At 70.0% G+C, this 16,968-nt stretch carries 16 protein-coding genes; 8 read left to right on the top strand and 8 right to left on the bottom strand.

The features are described 5' to 3' along the window. Positions 1-70 precede the first annotated feature (70 nt). From nusB to ACWCP2_RS17965, 5 genes are all read right to left on the bottom strand, one after another. Positions 71-484, bottom strand: coding sequence for a transcription antitermination factor NusB (nusB, locus tag ACWCP2_RS17985; RefSeq protein ID WP_450909551.1), 414 nt, complete (start codon positions 482-484; stop codon positions 71-73). A 2-nt stretch (positions 485-486) separates the two neighbouring features. Continuing rightward, positions 487-1,023 carry an elongation factor P gene (gene efp / locus ACWCP2_RS17980; protein WP_450909550.1) on the bottom strand — a complete coding sequence of 179 codons (537 nt, stop codon included), beginning with the start codon at positions 1,021-1,023 and terminating at the stop codon, positions 487-489. 391 nt (positions 1,024-1,414) lie between these two features. Next, positions 1,415-2,872 (bottom strand): catalase, encoded by a 1,458-nt coding sequence (locus tag ACWCP2_RS17975; protein WP_450909556.1) that lies wholly within the window; start codon positions 2,870-2,872, stop codon positions 1,415-1,417. A gap of 265 nt (positions 2,873-3,137) precedes the next feature. Further along, positions 3,138-4,028 (bottom strand): 2-hydroxy-3-oxopropionate reductase, encoded by an 891-nt coding sequence (locus ACWCP2_RS17970; protein ID WP_450909549.1) that lies wholly within the window; start codon positions 4,026-4,028, stop codon positions 3,138-3,140. A 74-nt stretch (positions 4,029-4,102) separates the two neighbouring features. Continuing rightward, a complete protein-coding gene (locus ACWCP2_RS17965) occupies positions 4,103-4,936 on the bottom strand; it encodes a TIM barrel protein (RefSeq protein ID WP_450909548.1) in 834 nt (277 codons plus the stop codon). A 126-nt stretch (positions 4,937-5,062) separates the two neighbouring features. Between ACWCP2_RS17965 and ACWCP2_RS17960 the strand changes: the two genes are divergently transcribed. The 7 genes from ACWCP2_RS17960 (at position 5,063) to ACWCP2_RS17930 (ending at position 11,096) form a co-directional block, all read left to right on the top strand. Continuing rightward, on the top strand, positions 5,063-5,314 hold the full coding sequence (locus tag ACWCP2_RS17960; RefSeq protein WP_450909547.1) for a hypothetical protein: 252 nt from the start codon (positions 5,063-5,065) through the stop codon (positions 5,312-5,314). After that, a complete protein-coding gene (locus ACWCP2_RS17955) occupies positions 5,311-5,709 on the top strand; it encodes a helix-turn-helix domain-containing protein (protein WP_450909546.1) in 399 nt (132 codons plus the stop codon). Before ACWCP2_RS17960 ends, ACWCP2_RS17955 begins: the two co-directional genes overlap by 4 nt. A gap of 154 nt (positions 5,710-5,863) precedes the next feature. After that, positions 5,864-6,379: a 2-oxo-4-hydroxy-4-carboxy-5-ureidoimidazoline decarboxylase gene (gene uraD / locus ACWCP2_RS17950; protein ID WP_450909545.1), complete on the top strand. Its 516-nt coding sequence runs from the start codon at positions 5,864-5,866 to the stop codon at positions 6,377-6,379. Positions 6,380-6,387: 8 nt separating this feature from the next. Then, positions 6,388-6,780: a hydroxyisourate hydrolase gene (gene uraH / locus ACWCP2_RS17945; RefSeq protein WP_250740538.1), complete on the top strand. Its 393-nt coding sequence runs from the start codon at positions 6,388-6,390 to the stop codon at positions 6,778-6,780. A gap of 1 nt (position 6,781) precedes the next feature. After that, a complete protein-coding gene (gene pucL, locus ACWCP2_RS17940; protein ID WP_254381168.1) occupies positions 6,782-7,705 on the top strand; it encodes a factor-independent urate hydroxylase in 924 nt (307 codons plus the stop codon). 210 nt (positions 7,706-7,915) lie between these two features. Next, positions 7,916-9,319 carry an 8-oxoguanine deaminase gene (locus ACWCP2_RS17935; RefSeq protein ID WP_250740534.1) on the top strand — a complete coding sequence of 468 codons (1,404 nt, stop codon included), beginning with the start codon at positions 7,916-7,918 and terminating at the stop codon, positions 9,317-9,319. 370 nt (positions 9,320-9,689) lie between these two features. Continuing rightward, complete coding sequence (locus ACWCP2_RS17930; RefSeq protein ID WP_450909544.1) at positions 9,690-11,096, top strand: nucleobase:cation symporter-2 family protein; 1,407 nt, start codon at positions 9,690-9,692, stop codon at positions 11,094-11,096. A gap of 160 nt (positions 11,097-11,256) precedes the next feature. Here the strand turns inward: ACWCP2_RS17930 and ACWCP2_RS17925 are convergent, their stop codons facing one another. Then, on the bottom strand, positions 11,257-12,312 hold the full coding sequence (locus tag ACWCP2_RS17925; protein ID WP_450909543.1) for an Lrp/AsnC family transcriptional regulator: 1,056 nt from the start codon (positions 12,310-12,312) through the stop codon (positions 11,257-11,259). A gap of 103 nt (positions 12,313-12,415) precedes the next feature. Here ACWCP2_RS17925 and ACWCP2_RS17920 point away from each other — a divergent pair, with 103 nt between their 5' ends. Continuing rightward, the gene (locus ACWCP2_RS17920) at positions 12,416-14,551 is read left to right on the top strand and encodes an ATP-binding protein (protein WP_450909542.1); all 2,136 of its coding nucleotides are present in this window, start codon (positions 12,416-12,418) and stop codon (positions 14,549-14,551) included. A gap of 85 nt (positions 14,552-14,636) precedes the next feature. Here ACWCP2_RS17920 and ACWCP2_RS17915 read toward each other — a convergent pair whose 3' ends face one another. Both ACWCP2_RS17915 and ACWCP2_RS17910 read right to left on the bottom strand, forming a co-directional pair. After that, positions 14,637-15,617 (bottom strand): MTH938/NDUFAF3 family protein, encoded by a 981-nt coding sequence (locus ACWCP2_RS17915; RefSeq protein ID WP_450909541.1) that lies wholly within the window; start codon positions 15,615-15,617, stop codon positions 14,637-14,639. A gap of 102 nt (positions 15,618-15,719) precedes the next feature. After that, entirely contained in the window at positions 15,720-16,904 is a 1,185-nt protein-coding gene (locus ACWCP2_RS17910) for a GDSL-type esterase/lipase family protein (protein ID WP_450909540.1), read from the bottom strand. Positions 16,905-16,968 lie beyond the last annotated feature (64 nt).

Genomic DNA, 16,968 nt, shown 5'->3' with positions numbered 1-16,968 from the left:
GACCAGGAGGCGGTGCCGGGGCGCTCCCGGGACAGCCGGATGGCCGACCGTACCGCCGGTTCCTGCTCCATCAGGCGGGCGAGCTCCAGCGTGAGAGCAGCCCGTTCACGAACGAGGGGGACTCGTCCGTGGAGAACTCCTTGGCCAGCTGGACGGCCTCGTCGATGGCCACGGCGTCCGGGGTTCCGTCGACCCAGATCAGCTCGTAGGCACCGAGACGCACGATGTTCCGGTCCACGACCGGCATGCGGTCGAGGTCCCAGTCCACGGCGTAGGTGGCGATCAGATCGTCGATGCGGTCCACCTTGTCGGCGTACCCCTCGACGAGTTCCATGGTGAACTCGTTCACCGCGGGCTGGCGGTCGGTGTCCGACCGCGAGTGGCGGACCCAGTCCGCGAGGACCTCGCGCACGGAGACCCCGCGCTGGTCGGCCTCGAACAGGATCTGGAAAGCGCGCTTGCGCGCGTTGCTCCGGGCAGCCACGGTTAGCTGTTCACCCGGCCGAGGTAGTCGCTGGTGCGGGTGTCGACCTTGATCTTCTCGCCGGTGTTGATGAAGAGCGGGACCTGGATCTCGTGGCCCGTCTCCAGCGTCGCCGGCTTGGTGCCACCGGTGGAGCGGTCGCCCTGGACGCCCGGGTCGGTGTGCTCGATGGTCAGCTCGACGGCGGCCGGCAGCTCGACGTAGAGCACCTCGCCCTCGTGGCGGGCCACGGAGGCGGTGAAGCCCTCGATGAGGAAGTTGGCGGCGTCGCCGACGGCCTTCTTGTCGACCATCAGCTGGTCGAAGTCCTCCATGTCCATGAAGACGAAGTACTCGCCGTCCATGTAGGAGAACTGCATGTCGCGGCGGTCGATGGTGGCCGTCTCGACCTTGGTGCCGGCGTTGAACGTCTTGTCGACGACCTTGCCGGACATGACGCTCTTCAGCTTGGTGCGCACGAAGGCCGGGCCCTTGCCGGGCTTGACGTGCTGGAACTCGACGACGGACCAGAGCTGGCCACCTTCGAGCTTGAGCACCATGCCGAGTCACGGGACCGTCCGTGACTCGGCTCTTTGAGTGTGTGCTGCTTGTTACCGCCCGACGGTACGAGGCTGGCGCGACAGGACGTTCGCACCGCCGGGCGGAGAGGGTGGGGGAGGTTCTCCTTCACATGCAGGGGACTCTGTGCGTGGCCCCTGTACATGGAGGAGAGGTTTGGCTGGGACCGTGGCGAACGGCGACGAGAACTCCGGCTTCGTCTCCCTCAGGTCAAGAGACGGGCCTCGGAACCCATTACCACCGCACTGGCTCGCACGCTCGCCACGGTCCTCGTCCTGCCCTCACCGCGTACCACCCCTCATCCGGGTCCGCAGTGCGGGCTCAGCACCCGGATCCTGACCTCCCGTCAGGATCCCGGCGCAGCTTTTCGGCTCAGGCGTCGCGCAGGGCGCGGACGGCCTCCTCGACGCGCTTGCCGTAGTCGGCGTCGGCGGCGTGGAAGTGAGCCAGGTTCTTCTCGATGACGTCCTCGAGGGTGACCTGAGACAGGCCGCCGGCGATGGTCGCCACCAGACGCTGCTTCTCGGCCTCCGACATCAGGCGGTAGAGCTCACCGGCCTGGAAGAAGTCGTCGTCCTTGGTGTGGGCAGGAGCCTCGTGGGTGCCCGTGTAGCCGGAGACGGCCTTCGGGGCGCCCAGCGCCAGGCCGGTCTCGGCCGGACCCTGGTGCGAGTTGGGCTCGTAGTTCTTGTCGTGGCGCGAGCCGTTGCGCAGCGCCATGACGCCGTCGCGGCCGTAGTTGTCGGCCTTCGTCGCCTTCGGAGCGTTGACCGGGATCAGGGTGTGGTTCACACCGAGGCGGTAGCGCTGGGCGTCGGCGTACGCGAAGAGGCGGCCCTGGAGCATCTTGTCCGGCGAGGCGGTGATGCCCGGGACGAAGTTGTTCGGGGAGAACGCGGCCTGCTCGACCTCGGCGAAGACGTTGTCCGGGTTGCGGTCGAGGACCAGACGGCCCACGCGCTGCAGCGGGTAGTCGCTGTGCGGCCACACCTTGGTGAGGTCGAACGGGTTGAAGCGGTAGTCCGCGGCCTCGGAGGCCGGCATGACCTGGACGTACAGGGTCCAGCTCGGGTTCACACCGCGCTCGATCGCCTGCAGCAGGTCGGTCTGGTGCGAGTTGGCGTCGGAGCCGACGAGCTCGGCGGCCTGCTCGCCCGACAGGCAGCGGATGCCCTGGTTCGTCTTGAAGTGGTACTTGACGAAGAAGGCCTCGCCCTGCGCGTTGGTCCACTGGTACGTGTGGGAGCCGTAGCCGTTCATGTGACGGTACGACGCCGGGATACCGCGGTCACCCATCAGCCAGGTGATCTGGTGCGTCGCCTCGGGGGCGTGCGCCCAGAAGTCCCAGACGTTGTCCGCTTCCTGCTTGCCCGTGAAGGGGTCGCGCTTCTGGGAGTGGATGAAGTCGGGGAACTTGATCGGGTCCTTGATGAAGAACACCGGGGTGTTGTTGCCGACGAGGTCGTAGTTGCCCTCTTCGGTGTAGAACTTCAGCGCGAAGCCGCGCGGGTCGCGGACCGCGTCCGCGCCACCGAGCGAGTCGGCGACGGTGGAGAACCGCAGGAAGGTCTCGGTCTTCTTGCCGACCGTGTTCAGGAACGCGGCGCTGGTGTACGCGGTGACGTCGTCGGTCACCTCGAAGTAGCCGTACGCCGCGGAACCGCGGGCGTGCACCACGCGCTCCGGGATGCGCTCGCGGTTGAAGCGGGCGAGCTTCTCCAGGAGCTGCTGGTCCTGGATCAGCAGGGGGCCACCGACGCCGGCGGTAGCGGAGTTCTGGTTGTCGGCGACCGGGGCGCCAGACTCGGTCGTCAGCGTGCGCTTCGACATGGTGACCTTCCGTACGGGGAACTGCTGACGGAATTCGTCTTCCGTCATGCGGAACAGCCTAATTTCGGCATGAACTCGACGTCAACAGTTTGTTGAAAGAAAGAGGAGGGGAGAGGTGATCCGGACGGTGCCGGCACTTGGGCGCGACAGGACAGGTGTCAGCACCGGCACCATCCGGAAACTCAGGGCCCCGCGAACGGGGCGGGTGGCGGCCCGCCGATCGGGACGATCGGGATCGTGATCGGGCCGCCTATCCGAGCGGAGCTCAGATCTGGGCGCCGGAGAGGCGCTCGACCGCGCGGAGCAGCGCGGAGTGGTCCAGGCCACCGTCGCCCTGGGCGCGCAGCGAGGCGACCAGCTGGGCGACGACCGCGCCGACCGGGAGGGCCGCACCGACGTTGCGGGCGGCGTCGGTGACGATGCCCATGTCCTTGTGGTGCAGGTCGATCCGGAAACCGGGCTTGAAGTCGCGGTTCAGGAAGTTGGCCTTCTTGCGGGTCAGGACCGTGGAGCCGGCCAGACCGCCGTTGAGCACGTCCAGAGCGGCTTCGAGGTTCACGCCCGACTTCTCGAGGAAGACGACGGCCTCGGCGCACGCCTGGATGTTCACCGCGACGATGAGCTGGTTGGCGGCCTTCACCGTCTGGCCGGAGCCGTGCGGGCCGCACAGGACGATGACCTTGCCGAGGGCCTCGAGGATCGGCAGCGCCTCGTCGAAGTCGGCCTGCTCGCCACCCACCATGATCGACAGGACGGCCTCGATGGCACCGGCCTCGCCACCGGACACCGGGGCGTCGATGACGCGGATGCCCTTCTCGGCGGCGTTCTTCGCCAGGTCGATGGAGGTCTGCGGGGTGATCGACGACATGTCGATGATCAGCGCGCCGGACTTGGCGTTCTCGAGGATGCCGTTCTCACCGTAGGAGATGGCCTCGACCTGCGGGGAGGCGGGCACCATCGTGATGATGACGTCGGCGTCCTTGACGGCCTCGGCGATCGAACCGGCGGCGGAGCCGCCGGCCGCGGCGAGGCGGTCCAGCTTGTCCTGCTCCAGCGTGAAGCCGGTGACCGAGTAACCGGCCTTCAGGAGGTTCTCGGCCATGGGCGAGCCCATGATTCCGAGGCCGACCCATGCGATCTTGGGGAGGTTGCTCATGATGAGGGTCCTTCTCTTAATGCTTCGTACGAAAAGTTCGTCAGGTGCCTGGCTGTTCGCCCGGACTTTTCCGCTTACTTCGCGGCGCGGGCCTCGGCCGGCAGCCACGCGAAGGAGGCGGCGGCGTCGGCGGCCTTGTACTCGAGACCGACAAAGCCCTGGTAGCCGGCCTTCTGGAGCTGGTCGAGCAGCTCTTCGAGGGGCAGCTCGCCGGTGCCGGGGGCACCTCGTCCCGGCTTGTCCGCAATCTGGACGTGTCCGGTCTTGGCGGCGTACTTTTCGATGACCTCGGAGAGGTCCTCATCGTTCATCGCCAGGTGGTACAGGTCGAGCAGGAACTTGGCGTTCCCGAGGCCGGTGGCCTCGTTCACCTTGTCCACTACCTCGATGCCGGCCGGGGCGCTCACCAGGGGGTAGAGCGGCGACTCGGGCTTGTTCAGGGTCTCGATCAGGAGGATCGCGCCGACGCGGTCCGCGGCCTGGGCCGCCACGACCAGGTTCTTCAGGGCGAGCTCGTCCTGAACGGCCGGGTCCACGCCTTCGACGCGGTTGCCGTAGAGGGCGTTCAGCGCCTTGCAGCCGACCGAGGCGGCGAAGTCCGCAGCCACGTTGATGTTGGCGTTGAAGCGCTCCGACTCCTCACCGGGAACCGAAACCGCACCGCGGTCGGGCCCCGGCAGCTGGCCGGCGTAGAAGTTCAGGCCCACCAGCTGGGTGCCGGCGTCCTCAAGAGCCTTCTTGAGGGCGTCGAGCTCCGCCTGAGCGGGGGTGGGGGTCTCGATCCAGGGCCACCACAGCTCGACCGCCGTGAAGCCCGCTGCGGCAGCGGCCGCGGGACGCTCCAGGAGCGGGAGTTCCGTGAAGAGGATCGAAAGATTTACATCGAAGCGCTGGTCCGTGTATCCCATGAGGGGTGTGCGCTCCTTCCGTATTGCGGAAGTTAGTTTCTGCCTGATGGAAGACTGCAAGCAGGGCGGCCCGGTTGTCAAGTACCGCCTCCCGAAAAGTCCCGACTGCCAGGTAGCTTGAGCGGCGTGCGATTGAGAGTGGAGTTCACGACCGAGCCCTTCGATCTCGAAGAGGCCCCCGCCCATGCCGTAGCCGCTCGCGAGGTCATCCAGACGGCCCAGCTGGACGCGGTCGACGTCGGCCCGTTCGGCAATACGGCAGAGGGGGAGTCCGAGGCGGTGCTGACCGCGGTCACCGCACTGCTGCGGCACTCCCTGGAGGCCGGAGCCACGCGCGTCTCGCTCCAGGTCAACGTGATCGGGGAGGACACGCCATGACCGAGCCCCGGGACCATCCCTTCGTGGCGGCCGTCAAGCCGCTGGTGGACGCGATGGGCGGTGAGCTGATGGATCCGTCCCTGGCCCAGCCCGATGACGTCGTGCTCGCCTGGGAGGGTCAGGACCTGCTGGCCGTGCGGCTTCCGCAGCTCTCCGACTCGCTGGACCACATCCTGGCGGCGCTGGAGCGCCGGCACGGCGTACCGTTGTCGCAGCTCGACCGGAAGTCCAAGCAGGACGTCGTACGGATATTGGAGGCGCGCGGCGCCTTCTCGGTCCGGCACGGTGTGGAAACGGTGGCAGGGGCCCTGGGCGTGAGTCGCTTCACGGTCTACAACTACTTGAACAGGGACTCGAACCCTCCCAAAGGAACCACCGCGACCAACCAAGAGTGAATCCTGATTGACCCACCGTGACGAGCCGCCGCCCAATTCACCCGGGCGGCGGCTTTTGTGTACGGGAAGTTTCAACAAAGTGTTGACGCCGTGTTGTCGAGGGCGTTAGCTATGCGCAGCCCGTCAAAGCAACAACAGGCCACGGAGGCCTACCGTGACTTCGAGTCCGACCCCGGGTCTCACCCGGTTCAACGCCTTGGACGACAGTGCGGCCACGGCCGAGCTGCACGAGGTGTGTGCCAGCTCGGCATGGGGCAGCAAACTGCTCGCCCAGCGCCCCTTCACCACCGTCGACACCCTGTTCTCCGCGAACGAGGCCGCCATGGCCGAGCTCACCGCGGAGGACCTGGGCGAGGCGATGGGTGGACACGCGCCGATCGGCCGGCCGAAGCCGGGAGACCCGACCTCCGCCCGCGAGCAGCGTGGCATGGCCGGTGCCTCGGAGGAGCTCAAGAGCGAGCTCCTCGAACTGAACCTGGCGTACCAGGAGAAGTTCGGCCACGTCTTCCTCATCTGCGCCACCGGTGCGACCGGTGAGTTCATGCGGGACGCGGTCAAGGTCCGGATCGAGAACTCGCCGGAACAGGAGCGGGAAATCGCTCGTGGCGAGCTCGTCAAGATCAACCGGATCCGCCTGACCCGCCTCGTGGAATCCGTAGAAGGAGAGTAAGACCGAGCATGAGCACTGAGACCACCGCGTCGGTGTCCACGCACATCCTGGACACCAGCATCGGAAAGCCCGCCGAAGGCGTCGCGATCTCCCTGTCGGCCCGTACGGGTCTCGACGGCGAGTGGGCGGCCCTGGGCGGTTCCGCCACCGATGCGGACGGGCGCTGCAAGGACCTGCCGGCTCTGCCGGAGGGCACCACCCACGTGCGTCTCGACTTCGAGACCGAGACGTACTTCTCCAAGAAGCAAGCCGCCGAGGCACAGCAGGACGCCCCCCGCGTAAGGGACAGCGGTGCGTTCTTCCCCGAGGTCACCATCACCTTCGCGGTGAACCCGGGCGAGCACTACCACGTACCGCTGCTGCTCAACCCGTTCGGCTACTCCGTTTACCGAGGGAGCTAGCATGGCCACCATTCTGGGCCAGAACCAGTACGGCAAAGCAGAGAACCGCGTTGTCAAGATCACGCGGGACGGCGACACCCACCACATCAAGGACCTGAACGTCTCGGTCGCCCTCTCCGGCGACATGGACGACGTCCACTACTCCGGCTCGAACGCGAACGTCCTTCCGACGGACACCACCAAGAACACGGTGTACGCGTTCGCCAAGGAGTACGGCATCGAGTCCGCCGAGCAGTTCGGCATTCACCTGGCGCGCTGGTTCGTCAACAGCCAGGAGCCGATCCAGAAGGCCCGCATCCGGATCGAGGAGTACTCCTGGTCCCGGATCGCGACCTCGGACGCGAACTCCAAGTTCATCGGCTCCGACGAGGTGAACCACTCGTTCGTCCGCAACGGCGGCGAGACCCGCGTCACCCAGATCACGTACGACGGCAAGAACTGGGAGGTCATCTCCGGCCTCAAGGACCTCGTCGTCATGAACTCCACGAACTCCGAGTTCTGGGGTTACGTGAAGGACAAGTACACGACCCTGAAGGAAGCGTACGACCGCATCCTCGCCACCCAGGTGTCGGCCCGCTGGCGCTTCAGCTGGTCGGACGACGACCAGCGGATGCCCAACTGGGAGAAGTCCTACGCCGAGACCCGCAAGCACATGCTGCAGGCCTTCGCGGAGACCTACTCCCTGTCGCTGCAGCAGACCCTGTACCAGATGGGTTCGCGCATCATCAACCACCGTTCGGAGATCGACGAGGTTCGCTTCTCGCTCCCGAACAAGCACCACTTCCTCGTCGACCTCGAGCCCTTCGGTCTCAAGAACGACAACGAGGTCTACTTCGCCGCGGACCGCCCGTACGGTCTGATCGAGGCGACGGTCCTCCGCGACGGCGTAGACGCCCGTATCCCCGTGGACATGACCAACCTCTGATGTGGCACGCGCGTCCCGGGGCTCCGCAGTGGCCCCGGGGCGGCGCGACACCTGTCAGCACCCTCTCAACACTTTCAACTTCCTGAATCGGCACCCGGACGCACCACACGGGGCGGCAGTACTGTCAGCTGTCAAGGCCCCCGGCTCCGGCACTCAAATCCCCTGGGTTTTGCCGTGCCCGCACCGCCACTGAAAGCACGAGGAAGTCCCATGGCAGCATCGGCAGCCAATGACAGCGCCGTAGAGCGCATCGTCATCGAAAACTGTGCGATTGCAACCGTTGACGCCAACGACACCGAGTACGCCTCGGGTCACGTGGTCGTCGCCGGTAACAAGATCGAGTTCGTCGGCGCGGGCAAGGCCCCCGAGAACCTCGAGAACGTCGTCCGCCGCATCGACGGCACCGGGCACCTCGTGACCCCCGGTCTGGTCAACACGCACCACCACTTCTACCAGTGGATCACGCGTGGTCTGGCCACCGACCACAACCTCTTCAACTGGCTGGTCGCGCTGTACCCGACGTGGGCGCGCATCGACGAGCAGATGACGTACACGGCCGCGCAGGGCTCCCTCGCCGCGATGGCCAAGGGTGGCGTCACCACCGCGATGGACCACCACTACGTCTTCCCCAAGGGCTCGGGCGACCTCTCCGGGTCGATCATCCGCGCCGCGTCCGAGATGGGCGTCCGCTTCACCCTCGCCCGTGGCTCCATGGACCGCAGCGAGAAGGACGGCGGCCTGCCGCCGGACCACGCGGTCGAGACCCTCGAAGGTGCCCTCGCGGACACCGAGGCGACCGTGAAGAAGTACCACGACGCCTCCTTCGACGCGATGACCCAGGTCGCCGTCGCCCCGTGCTCCCCCTTCTCGGTCTCCACCGAGCTGCTGAAGCAGGGCGCCGAGATGGCCCGCCGGCTGGGTGTGCGCATGCACACGCACGGCTCGGAGACCGTCGAGGAAGAGCAGTTCTGCAAGGAACTGTTCGGCATGGGCCCGACCGACTACTTCGAGTCGACCGGCTGGCTCGGCGAGGACGTGTGGATGGCGCACAGCGTCCACATGAACGACTCCGACATCGCCGCGTTCGCCCGTACCAAGACCGGTGTCGCGCACTGCCCGTCCTCCAACGCCCGTCTGGCCGCCGGCATCGCCCGCGTCCCGGACATGCTCGCCGCCGGTGTCCCGGTCGGCCTCGGCGTGGACGGCACCGCCTCCAACGAGTCCGGTGAGCTGCACACCGAGCTGCGCAACGCGCTGCTGATCAACCGCCTGAACCCGGTCCACCGCGAGCGTGCGCTCAACGCCCGCCAGGCCCTGCGCCTCGGTACCTTCGGTGGCGCCCAGGTCCTCGGCCGCGCCTCGAACATCGGTTCGCTGGAGGTCGGCAAGTGCGCCGACCTGGTGCTCTGGAACCTGAACACCCTCCTGCACTCCTCGATCGCCGACCCGGTCACGGCGCTGGTCTTCGGTGCGGCGGCCCCGGTCACCGCGTCGTTCGTCAACGGCAAGCAGATCGTCGAGAACAACCGTCTGCTCTTCGCCGACGAGGACGCCATCGCCGTGTCCACGCGCGAAGAGGCCCAGCGCCTGGCGCGGATCTCCGCGCAGGCCTGATCCCACGGAGTCCGGCCGGGGGGGACGGCCCCCGGCCGGCGGCCGCGGACCCGAGCGGGGTCCGTGGCAGCTGTTCCCGGGTAGCGCCCGAGGTTTTTCCGAGGGCGCCCCGGGAGCGGTGACTCGTTTCACTGGCCCCGCAGCCCGTGTACCGCGCCACTGCTACGGCACCTCCAGCTCCTTTCGACTTCCTTCCGGCGGCCCCTTGGCCGCCCTGCGTGCAAACGACTCGGGCGAATCGTTTCCGCACCCCTTGGGACAAGCATTCGCAGCACCCACAACTCCATACAGGCTCGACTCGCATTGCTTTCGCATCACCTCCCAGACACATCACGTCCCTGCCGGCGTGTTTAACAGTTCGGAGGAAGCCGTGGCCCAGGCGCCCAGGTTTCGCAAAGACGCAGTCGCAGTACCGCAGGTCTCGCAGGACCCGGGGGAAAAGCACCCGGTCGACGAGACCCTGCCGCCGCTGAAAATGTTCACCAGCGGTCTCCAGCACGTGGCTGCCATGTACGCGGGTGTGGTTGCCCCGCCCATGATCGTCGGCCCGGCCGTAGGCCTCTCCGCCACCGAGACCGCCTTCCTGATGGGGGCCTCCCTCTTCACCGCAGGGCTCGCCACCCTCCTCCAGACCCTCGGGTTCTGGAAGATCGGCGCCAAACTCCCCTTCGTCAACGGCGTTTCCTTCGCCGGTGTGACCCCGATGATCGCCATCGGCAAGGGCGAGGGCGACAACGCCATCCCGATCATCTTCGGCGCGATCATCGTCGCCGGAGTCCTCGGCTTCTTCGCCGCCCCGTACTTCGGCAAACTGGTCCGGTTCTTCCCACCGGTGGTCACGGGTACGGTCATCACCCTGATCGGCGTCTCGCTGCTCCCCGTGGCCTTCAACTGGTCGCAGGGCGGCAACAGCCACGCCACCGACTACGGCTCGATGAAGAACATCGCCATGGCCGCCGTCACCCTCATGATCGTCCTGCTGATGCGCAAGTTCCTGCGCGGCTTCCTCCAGCAGATCTCCATCCTCCTCGGCCTGGTCGTGGGCACGCTCATAGCGCTGCCGCTGGGCATGACGAACTTCGACGCCGTCAGGAACGCCGACTTCGTGGGCTTCCCGACGCCGTTCCACTTCGGGGCCCCGCAGTTCCAGGTCGCCGCGATCATCTCCATGTGCATCGTGATGCTGGTGTGCATGACGGAGTCCACCGCCGACATCCTCGCGCTGGGCAAGATCGTCGGCCGCCCGGCGGACGCGAAGACCATCGAGGGCGGCCTGCGCGCCGACACCCTGGGCAGTGCGCTCAGCCCGCTGTTCAACGGGTTCATGTGCAGCGCCTTCGCGCAGAACATCGGACTGGTCGCCATGACCAAGGTCCGCAGCCGGTTCGTCGTCGCGGCCGGCGGCGGCATCCTGATCCTGCTGGGCCTGTGTCCCATCGCCGCCTCCGTCATCGGAGTCGTACCGCTGCCGGTGCTCGGCGGCGCGGGCATCGTCCTCTTCGGCTCGGTGGCCGCCAGCGGCATCCAGACCCTGGCCGGCGCTGCCATGGAGAAGGGCGAGAACGCCCTGATCGTCGCCGCCTCGCTCGGCATCGGCCTGATCCCGATCGCGGCCCCCGGCTTCTACCACGCCTTCCCGGAGGACCTGCTGGTCGTCCTGGACTCCGGCATCAGCACCGGCTGCGTCGTGGCCATCGTGCTGAACCTGGCCTTCAACCACCTCGGTGCCAGGAAGGGTGCGGCCGCGGCCGCACCGGATCCGGTACTGGTGCACTAACCGGGCTGGTCCCGGCCCGTGCGCGCCGACCGGGCCCTGCCCGGCCCGTGCAAGGGATGCGGCGGTGCGTACGTCACCCACTGCGGGGTTGACGTCCGCACCGCCGTACGCGTTGGGGCGGGGCGGGACGGGGCCGGGCGGTGCGCTTGCGTGCGGGGGATCAGGCGGTGTCCGCGGGGCCCGACCAGATGTCCGGGGCGACCGTGCGCACGCGATGGCCGCGGTGGTCCAGCTCCTGCGCCTCCGTCTTGCGGACCTGGAGCGCCACCGCCGAGTCCCTGATGCGCAGGCCCGGCAGCCGCCGGGTGAGCTCCGCCGTGTAGCGGGACAGGTCCTCCACCGTGCGCAGCCGGGCGCCGATCATGAAGTTCCAGGGGCCGCTGACGGACATGCAGATACGGGTCTCGCGCAGCCCCGCGGCGACCGCCGCGCAGTCGGCGAGCTCGCATGCGGACGCCTCCGCCCACAGCGTCGCCGACACCGGCCATCCCGACAGCCCGGAGGCCAGCGCGCAGCTGTAGCGCAGGCTCTGGCCGCCCTCCAGCCGCGCGAGGCGGCGCCGTACGGTCGACTCGCTCATCGCGAACTCCCGGGCCAGCGAGGCCACGGTGCGCCGCGCGTCCGAGGCCAGGGCCAGGACCAGCGGCCGGTCCTCCGGCTGGAGCGGCGCCACCGCGGGCCGCTCCGGGGCGGCGGCGGAAGCCGGCCGCCGGATCCGCCGGGTCAGCAGGCCGATCTGGCCCGGGGTCAGCTGGTCCAGGCGCCAGCGGTCCGGGGCGTAGTGCACCGCCGTCACCATCGAGGTGCGGGTGCCGGTCACGCCCGGGATCCGCTGCACCCGGGAGGACAGGTAGGAGTACAGCGTCGGCAGGTCGGGCACGGCCACGAAGACGAGCAGATCCCGGCTCCCGGTGGTGTGCTCCACCCCCAGGGTGTACGGATCCGCGACGAGCAGGCCCCCCACCGGGTGCGAGCTGCCCGCGGTGCACGTGACCTCCACCCAGGCCATACAGGGCTTCGTGACCCCGGTGCGCAGCCCGAGTCCGCTCAGCCACGCCTCGCCGGACCCGGTGAGCCGCTCCCAGCGGCGCGCCAGGGTGTCCGGGCGTGCGCCGAGCACCGGACCCAGCAGCTCCCAGCTCGCGCGGGGTGCGAGCTGGAGGGCGTGGACGAGCGCCCGGTCCGTGTCGTCGATGGCGGAAATGGCCGAGTTCATACCCTCCCCTTGGTGGTTCTCCCGGTCGGTGGCGGCACAACGGGATGATGAGCCGATCATCTCTCTTTGTGCGTTCAACCGTTGACCACATGACGGTGCGCACGTGACGGACATCGCGGGAGGACGTGTGGGGGAGGCCGGCTCGGGCGTGCGGCAGGCGGTGCCCGCCGAACTGTCGAGCTTCATCGGGCGGGAGCGGGAGCTCACGGCCCTCGCCTCGCTGCTCGCCACACAACGCCTGGTCACGCTCACCGGACCGGCCGGCATCGGCAAGACCCGGCTCGCGGTGCGCACCGTCCGCGCGCTGGGCGACGGCGAGGCTCCGGACGTGGTCTGGGCGGACCTCGCGGCCCTGCCCGAGCGGTGCGGGGACGGTCTCGGAGCCGAGCTCTCCGAGCGCCTCGCGGGGCGTGAGGCGCTGCTCGTGCTCGACGGCTGCGAACAGCTGGGGGACGCCGGCGCGGGGCTCGCCGCCGGGCTGCTGCGGCTGCCGGGGCTGCGGATTCTGGCCACCTCGCAGCGCCGGCTGCGGATCGCCGGGGAGGCGGTGCTCGCCGTACCGCCGCTGTCGGTGCCGACCGCGCCGCCGGGGCAGCCGCCGGCGCCGCCGCTCTCGCCGCTCGCGCCCGTCCCGCCGGGGCACGGGGCGCCCGACCCCGTGCGCCGGTTCCCGGTCGCCGACGTCGCCGGCTACGCGGCCGTACGGCTCTTCGCGGAGCGGGCGCGCGGCGCGGACCCCTTCTTCGAGCTGACCGACCGCAACGCGGGCGCCGTGGCCGCGCTGTGCCGGGCGCTCGACGGCATCCCGGGCGCACTGGAGCTCGCGGCGGGGCGCTCGCACCAGTACGCGCCCGCCCAGGCGCTCCGCAGACTCGGCTCCGACCCGCTGGGCTTCCTCGCGGGCGGCGCCGGCCGCAGCACCCGGGGCGACGCGGAACGCTCGCTGCGGCTGGCCTCGCCCGCCGAACGCCTGCTCTGGGAGCGGCTCTCCGTCTTCGCCGGTTCCTTCGACAGGGCGGCCGTCGCCGAGGTCTGCGGCTTCGGGGCGCTCACCCCGGACACCGCCGTCGAGGCACTGCTCCGGCTGGCCCCGGGACTCCTCGCGGACGCCGGCCGGGGCCGCTACCGGCTGCCCCTGTCCGTACGGGCGTACGCGGCCCGGCGGCTCGCCCACGGACCCGCCGGGGACGGCGCGACGACGGCCCGGCGCCACCGCGAACGCTCCCGGGTGATCGCGGAGCGGGCCGCGCGGCTGTGGCGCGCCGGCGCGCAGCGGGAGGCGCGCGCCCTCGCCCTGCGGGAACTCCCCGAGCTGCGCGCGGCGATGAACCCGCTCGCCGCCGGGGGCCTGGGCGCGGCCCTGGAGATCGCGGTGTCCCTGTGGTTCCTGTGGACCGCCTGCGGGATGGCCGCGGAGGGGCGCCGGCACGTGGAACGGGCCCTGGCCGTGCACCCGGCGCCCCGGCCCGCCCGGGCGCTGTGGCTCGCTGCGTGGCTGGCCGCGGCGTTCGGCGAGGCGGACGGCGCCGATCCGCTGCTGGTGGAGGCGTGGACGGCAGCCGTGTACGAGGGGGAGGACGCCTGCCTGGCGTACCTCGCGCACCTGCGCGGGACGATCGCGCTGTGGGAGGGCCGGTACGAGGCCGCCGCGGAGGAATACCGGGACGGGCTGGAACTCCTGCCGGTGGATCCCGGCTTCGGCCCAGGCCACCAGAGCCTGCGGGCCGCGCACACCCTGGCGGTGGCCCGCACGGACCCGGCCTCGGTCCGGGTCCCGGCCGAGGAGGGCCGACCGGACGCCCCGCACGACGCCCCGTACGACGCTCCGCACGACGCCCCGTACGACGCCCGTTACAACGCCCCGTACGGCTCCCCGGCCGATCCGTGGGCCCGCTCCTGGCTGAGCTACGCCCACGCGCTGGTCCAGCGCCACGCGGGCCGCCCGGCACGGGCCCGCGGCGAACTGCTCAGCGCGCTGCGGACCCAGTTCGCCCTGGACGACACGCTCGGGCAGGCCTTCTCGGTGGAACTCCTCGCCGAACTGGAGGCGGACCAGGGCCGCTACGCCGAAGCCGCCCGTCTCCTCGGCGCGGTCTCCCGCACCCGCCCGCGCGCGGCCCCGGCCCCGCGCGTCCAGCACACGGTCCGCACCCGTCTCACCCCGCAGGCCTTCCGCGCGGCCTACGCCTCGGGCGCCCGGACACCCCTGCGCGAACTCCTGCCGGAACTGTCGGGCTGAGCGGCGGCCCGGACGGGTTCCCCGCCGGTCCCGGCCGGCCCCTCCGCCGGTCCCCGCCCTCCGCCGGCCCCCCGCCCTCCGCCCCTCAGCAGGTCGAGTGGAAGAGTCCGCCCACGCGCTCGGTCGCGGCCAGCCGGTTGTAGAGCGCGACCGCGGCGGTCGTCTCCTCGGCGTGGACCTCCACCCCGGCGTCCCGGAGCAGGCGCAGGGTCTCGGGCATGGTGTGCAGCCGCAGCTCCATGCCGCGGCTGAGGACGGCCACCGTGCAGCCCCGGTCGAGGAGTCCTGTCACGTCGGCGGGCCGGATCCCCGGCTCGTGGCGCGTGCCGTGCTCGTTCCAGTCCCAGGCGCGGCCGCCGCCCGGGTACAGCACGAAGTCCTTGCCGGGTGCGAGCCCCTCCACCTCCATGCGGCCCCAGGAGACGTGCGTGACGAGGGGGGAACGGGCGGGCGGATCCCACGCCATCAGGTTGCTCATCAGCTCGGCCTGCTCGATCGCGTCGTCCAGCGCGTGGTGGGTGTGCGGCCGCCGCGAGAGCAGCCCGCGCGGCATGCGCCCCTTGACGGCGGCGCGGAGCGGGACCCGGGCCTTGGCCGCGTAGAGGGTCTTCATGTCCAGGCAGCCCGAGTGGCCGAAGGGGCTGTCGCCGCCGAAGCTCATCAAGTACCAGTACAGGAAGGTCCAGTCGAAGGAGGCCGGGTACGCGCACATCACCGGCTGGGCCCCCGCCGAGACCTCCCGCACCCACGCGCGGAACTCCGCCATGGCGGCGCCCGGTTCGGTCCCTTCCCGGAGCAGCCGGTCCCGGTCCAGCCCGCTGACCGCGAGCGCCTCCGGCACGTACGCCTCGCTGATGGGGCGCAACTCCCGGTAGAAGGTGTCCCGTTCCGGATCGGCGGCCGTGTAGGAAGCCCCGTCCTGCCGCCCCGCCACCGCGGCACCGAAGCTGATCATCGAATACGGCCCGGGGATGGGCCCGTCGGCCTCGATGTCGACGGAGATGTACACACTGGGCCGGGGCGGGCGGGGCGGCCGGGGAGCGCGGGCGGAAGCGGCTGAGGTCATACCGGGAGCATCCCAGCCGTCGCCGCCCGCGATCATCCGAATAACCGCGAGGCGGGGCCTACGTAACCGCGAGGCGGGGCCTACGTAACCGCGAGGCGGGGCCTACGGCGCCGGGGTCAGGTACATCCCGCTCTGGTCGGCCCCCGCGGTGTTCTTGCAGCCGAACCCGCTGCCCGCCGGCTGCGCCACGACCAGCGCCAGGCAGCGCCCGGCCGCGAGCTGCCCGAAGTGGTTCGGGTGCATGGACTCCTGGACCAGCCCCTGCGTCTCGCTGCTGTCGATCCAGCGCGCCCACTCGCTCGTCCTCGCCGAGGCCGGCGCCGCGGTGGTCACCTGCTTGCTCGCCTTCGCGCAGACCTCGCGCCCCTGCATCATGTCCTTCAGATCCAGGAACTGGACGCCCTTCGCGGCGGCGACCGCCTTCAGCCGCCCGGCGATCTGCGGCACGAGCGAGTCCCGTGCCCAGTCGGAGTCCTTGTTCCAGAAGGGACACCCGCCGGTGTTGAGCCGGCTCCAGTCGCTCTGGGTGTACCGGTTCTCCGTGCCGCGCGGGATGGGCGACGGGTAGGACTGCAGCACGATCCGGTACGCGGAATCGGCGTACCCGGCGCCGCGCATGACCGCCCGCACCTCGTCCACGGACTTGCCGACGTCGGCCATCACCCCGTCGATCCTCGCGTCGACCCCCTCCTGCTGGTCGTCGTAGCAGTAGGAGTTCCAGAGCACGAAGTCGTACGCGCACTCCTTGATGATGTCGGCGAAGCCGAGGTCGTTGCCGCCGATGGACAGCGCGATGACCTTGACGTTGTTGCTCGCGGCCACGGCGGCGAGCTGATCGGCCTGCGGGGCCTCGCCCTTGAAGGCGACACCGCCGCTGGAGGCGCGGAACACGTTCCGCGAGACCGCCCCGGAGCAGGCCAGGTTGATCGCGACGTCGGCGAGCGGCCCGGCGCTCCTCACCTCGGCGGAGTCCGACCGGTGGCATCCGCCGGCGGTGGCCCCGTAGACCTTGCCGGGGTCGTAGCTGCTGCCGCTCACCCAGGCCCGGTCGGTCCCGGTCCGGTTCCCGCTGTTGGTCAGGCTGTTGCCCTTCCAGCGCCCGGCCTCCCCGGAGATGTAGCTGTCGCCGAGGGACACCACGGCCGTGGGCCCGCTCCCGGGCCCGGCCACGGCCGTCCCGGCCCCTCCGGCAACCAGCGCCCCGGCGCCGAGCGCCGCCACCATGCCGATCCCGGCCAGCCGTCGCACCCGGCGGGCCCGGTCCTTGCTGTCGTTGCGCCATCCCATCACTGCGGAACTCCTGCGGTCGGCCATGCGCATGCCGGGAACAACTCCGGTGCATGGCTGGGTA

The sequence above is a fragment of the Streptomyces sp. NPDC002104 genome, assembly GCF_053593795.1.
The sequence above is the reverse complement of the archived record's forward strand: the minus strand, read 5'-3'. Positions and strand labels throughout refer to the sequence as shown.

Excerpts from the sequence above, each read along its gene's own strand:
- efp (WP_450909550.1), bottom strand. The coding sequence starts at position 1,023 with ATGGTGCTCAAGCTCGAAGGTGGCCAGCTCTGGTCCGTCGTCGAGTTC.
- ACWCP2_RS17975 (WP_450909556.1), bottom strand. The coding sequence starts at position 2,872 with ATGTCGAAGCGCACGCTGACGACCGAGTCTGGCGCCCCGGTCGCCGAC.
- ACWCP2_RS17970 (WP_450909549.1), bottom strand. The coding sequence starts at position 4,028 with ATGAGCAACCTCCCCAAGATCGCATGGGTCGGCCTCGGAATCATGGGC.
- ACWCP2_RS17965 (WP_450909548.1), bottom strand. The coding sequence starts at position 4,936 with ATGGGATACACGGACCAGCGCTTCGATGTAAATCTTTCGATCCTCTTC.
- ACWCP2_RS17955 (WP_450909546.1), top strand. The coding sequence starts at position 5,311 with ATGACCGAGCCCCGGGACCATCCCTTCGTGGCGGCCGTCAAGCCGCTG.
- uraH (WP_250740538.1), top strand. The coding sequence starts at position 6,388 with ATGAGCACTGAGACCACCGCGTCGGTGTCCACGCACATCCTGGACACC.
- pucL (WP_254381168.1), top strand. The coding sequence starts at position 6,782 with ATGGCCACCATTCTGGGCCAGAACCAGTACGGCAAAGCAGAGAACCGC.
- ACWCP2_RS17935 (WP_250740534.1), top strand. The coding sequence starts at position 7,916 with ATGGCAGCATCGGCAGCCAATGACAGCGCCGTAGAGCGCATCGTCATC.
- ACWCP2_RS17925 (WP_450909543.1), bottom strand. The coding sequence starts at position 12,312 with ATGAACTCGGCCATTTCCGCCATCGACGACACGGACCGGGCGCTCGTC.
- ACWCP2_RS17915 (WP_450909541.1), bottom strand. The coding sequence starts at position 15,617 with ATGACCTCAGCCGCTTCCGCCCGCGCTCCCCGGCCGCCCCGCCCGCCC.
- ACWCP2_RS17910 (WP_450909540.1), bottom strand. The coding sequence starts at position 16,904 with ATGGGATGGCGCAACGACAGCAAGGACCGGGCCCGCCGGGTGCGACGG.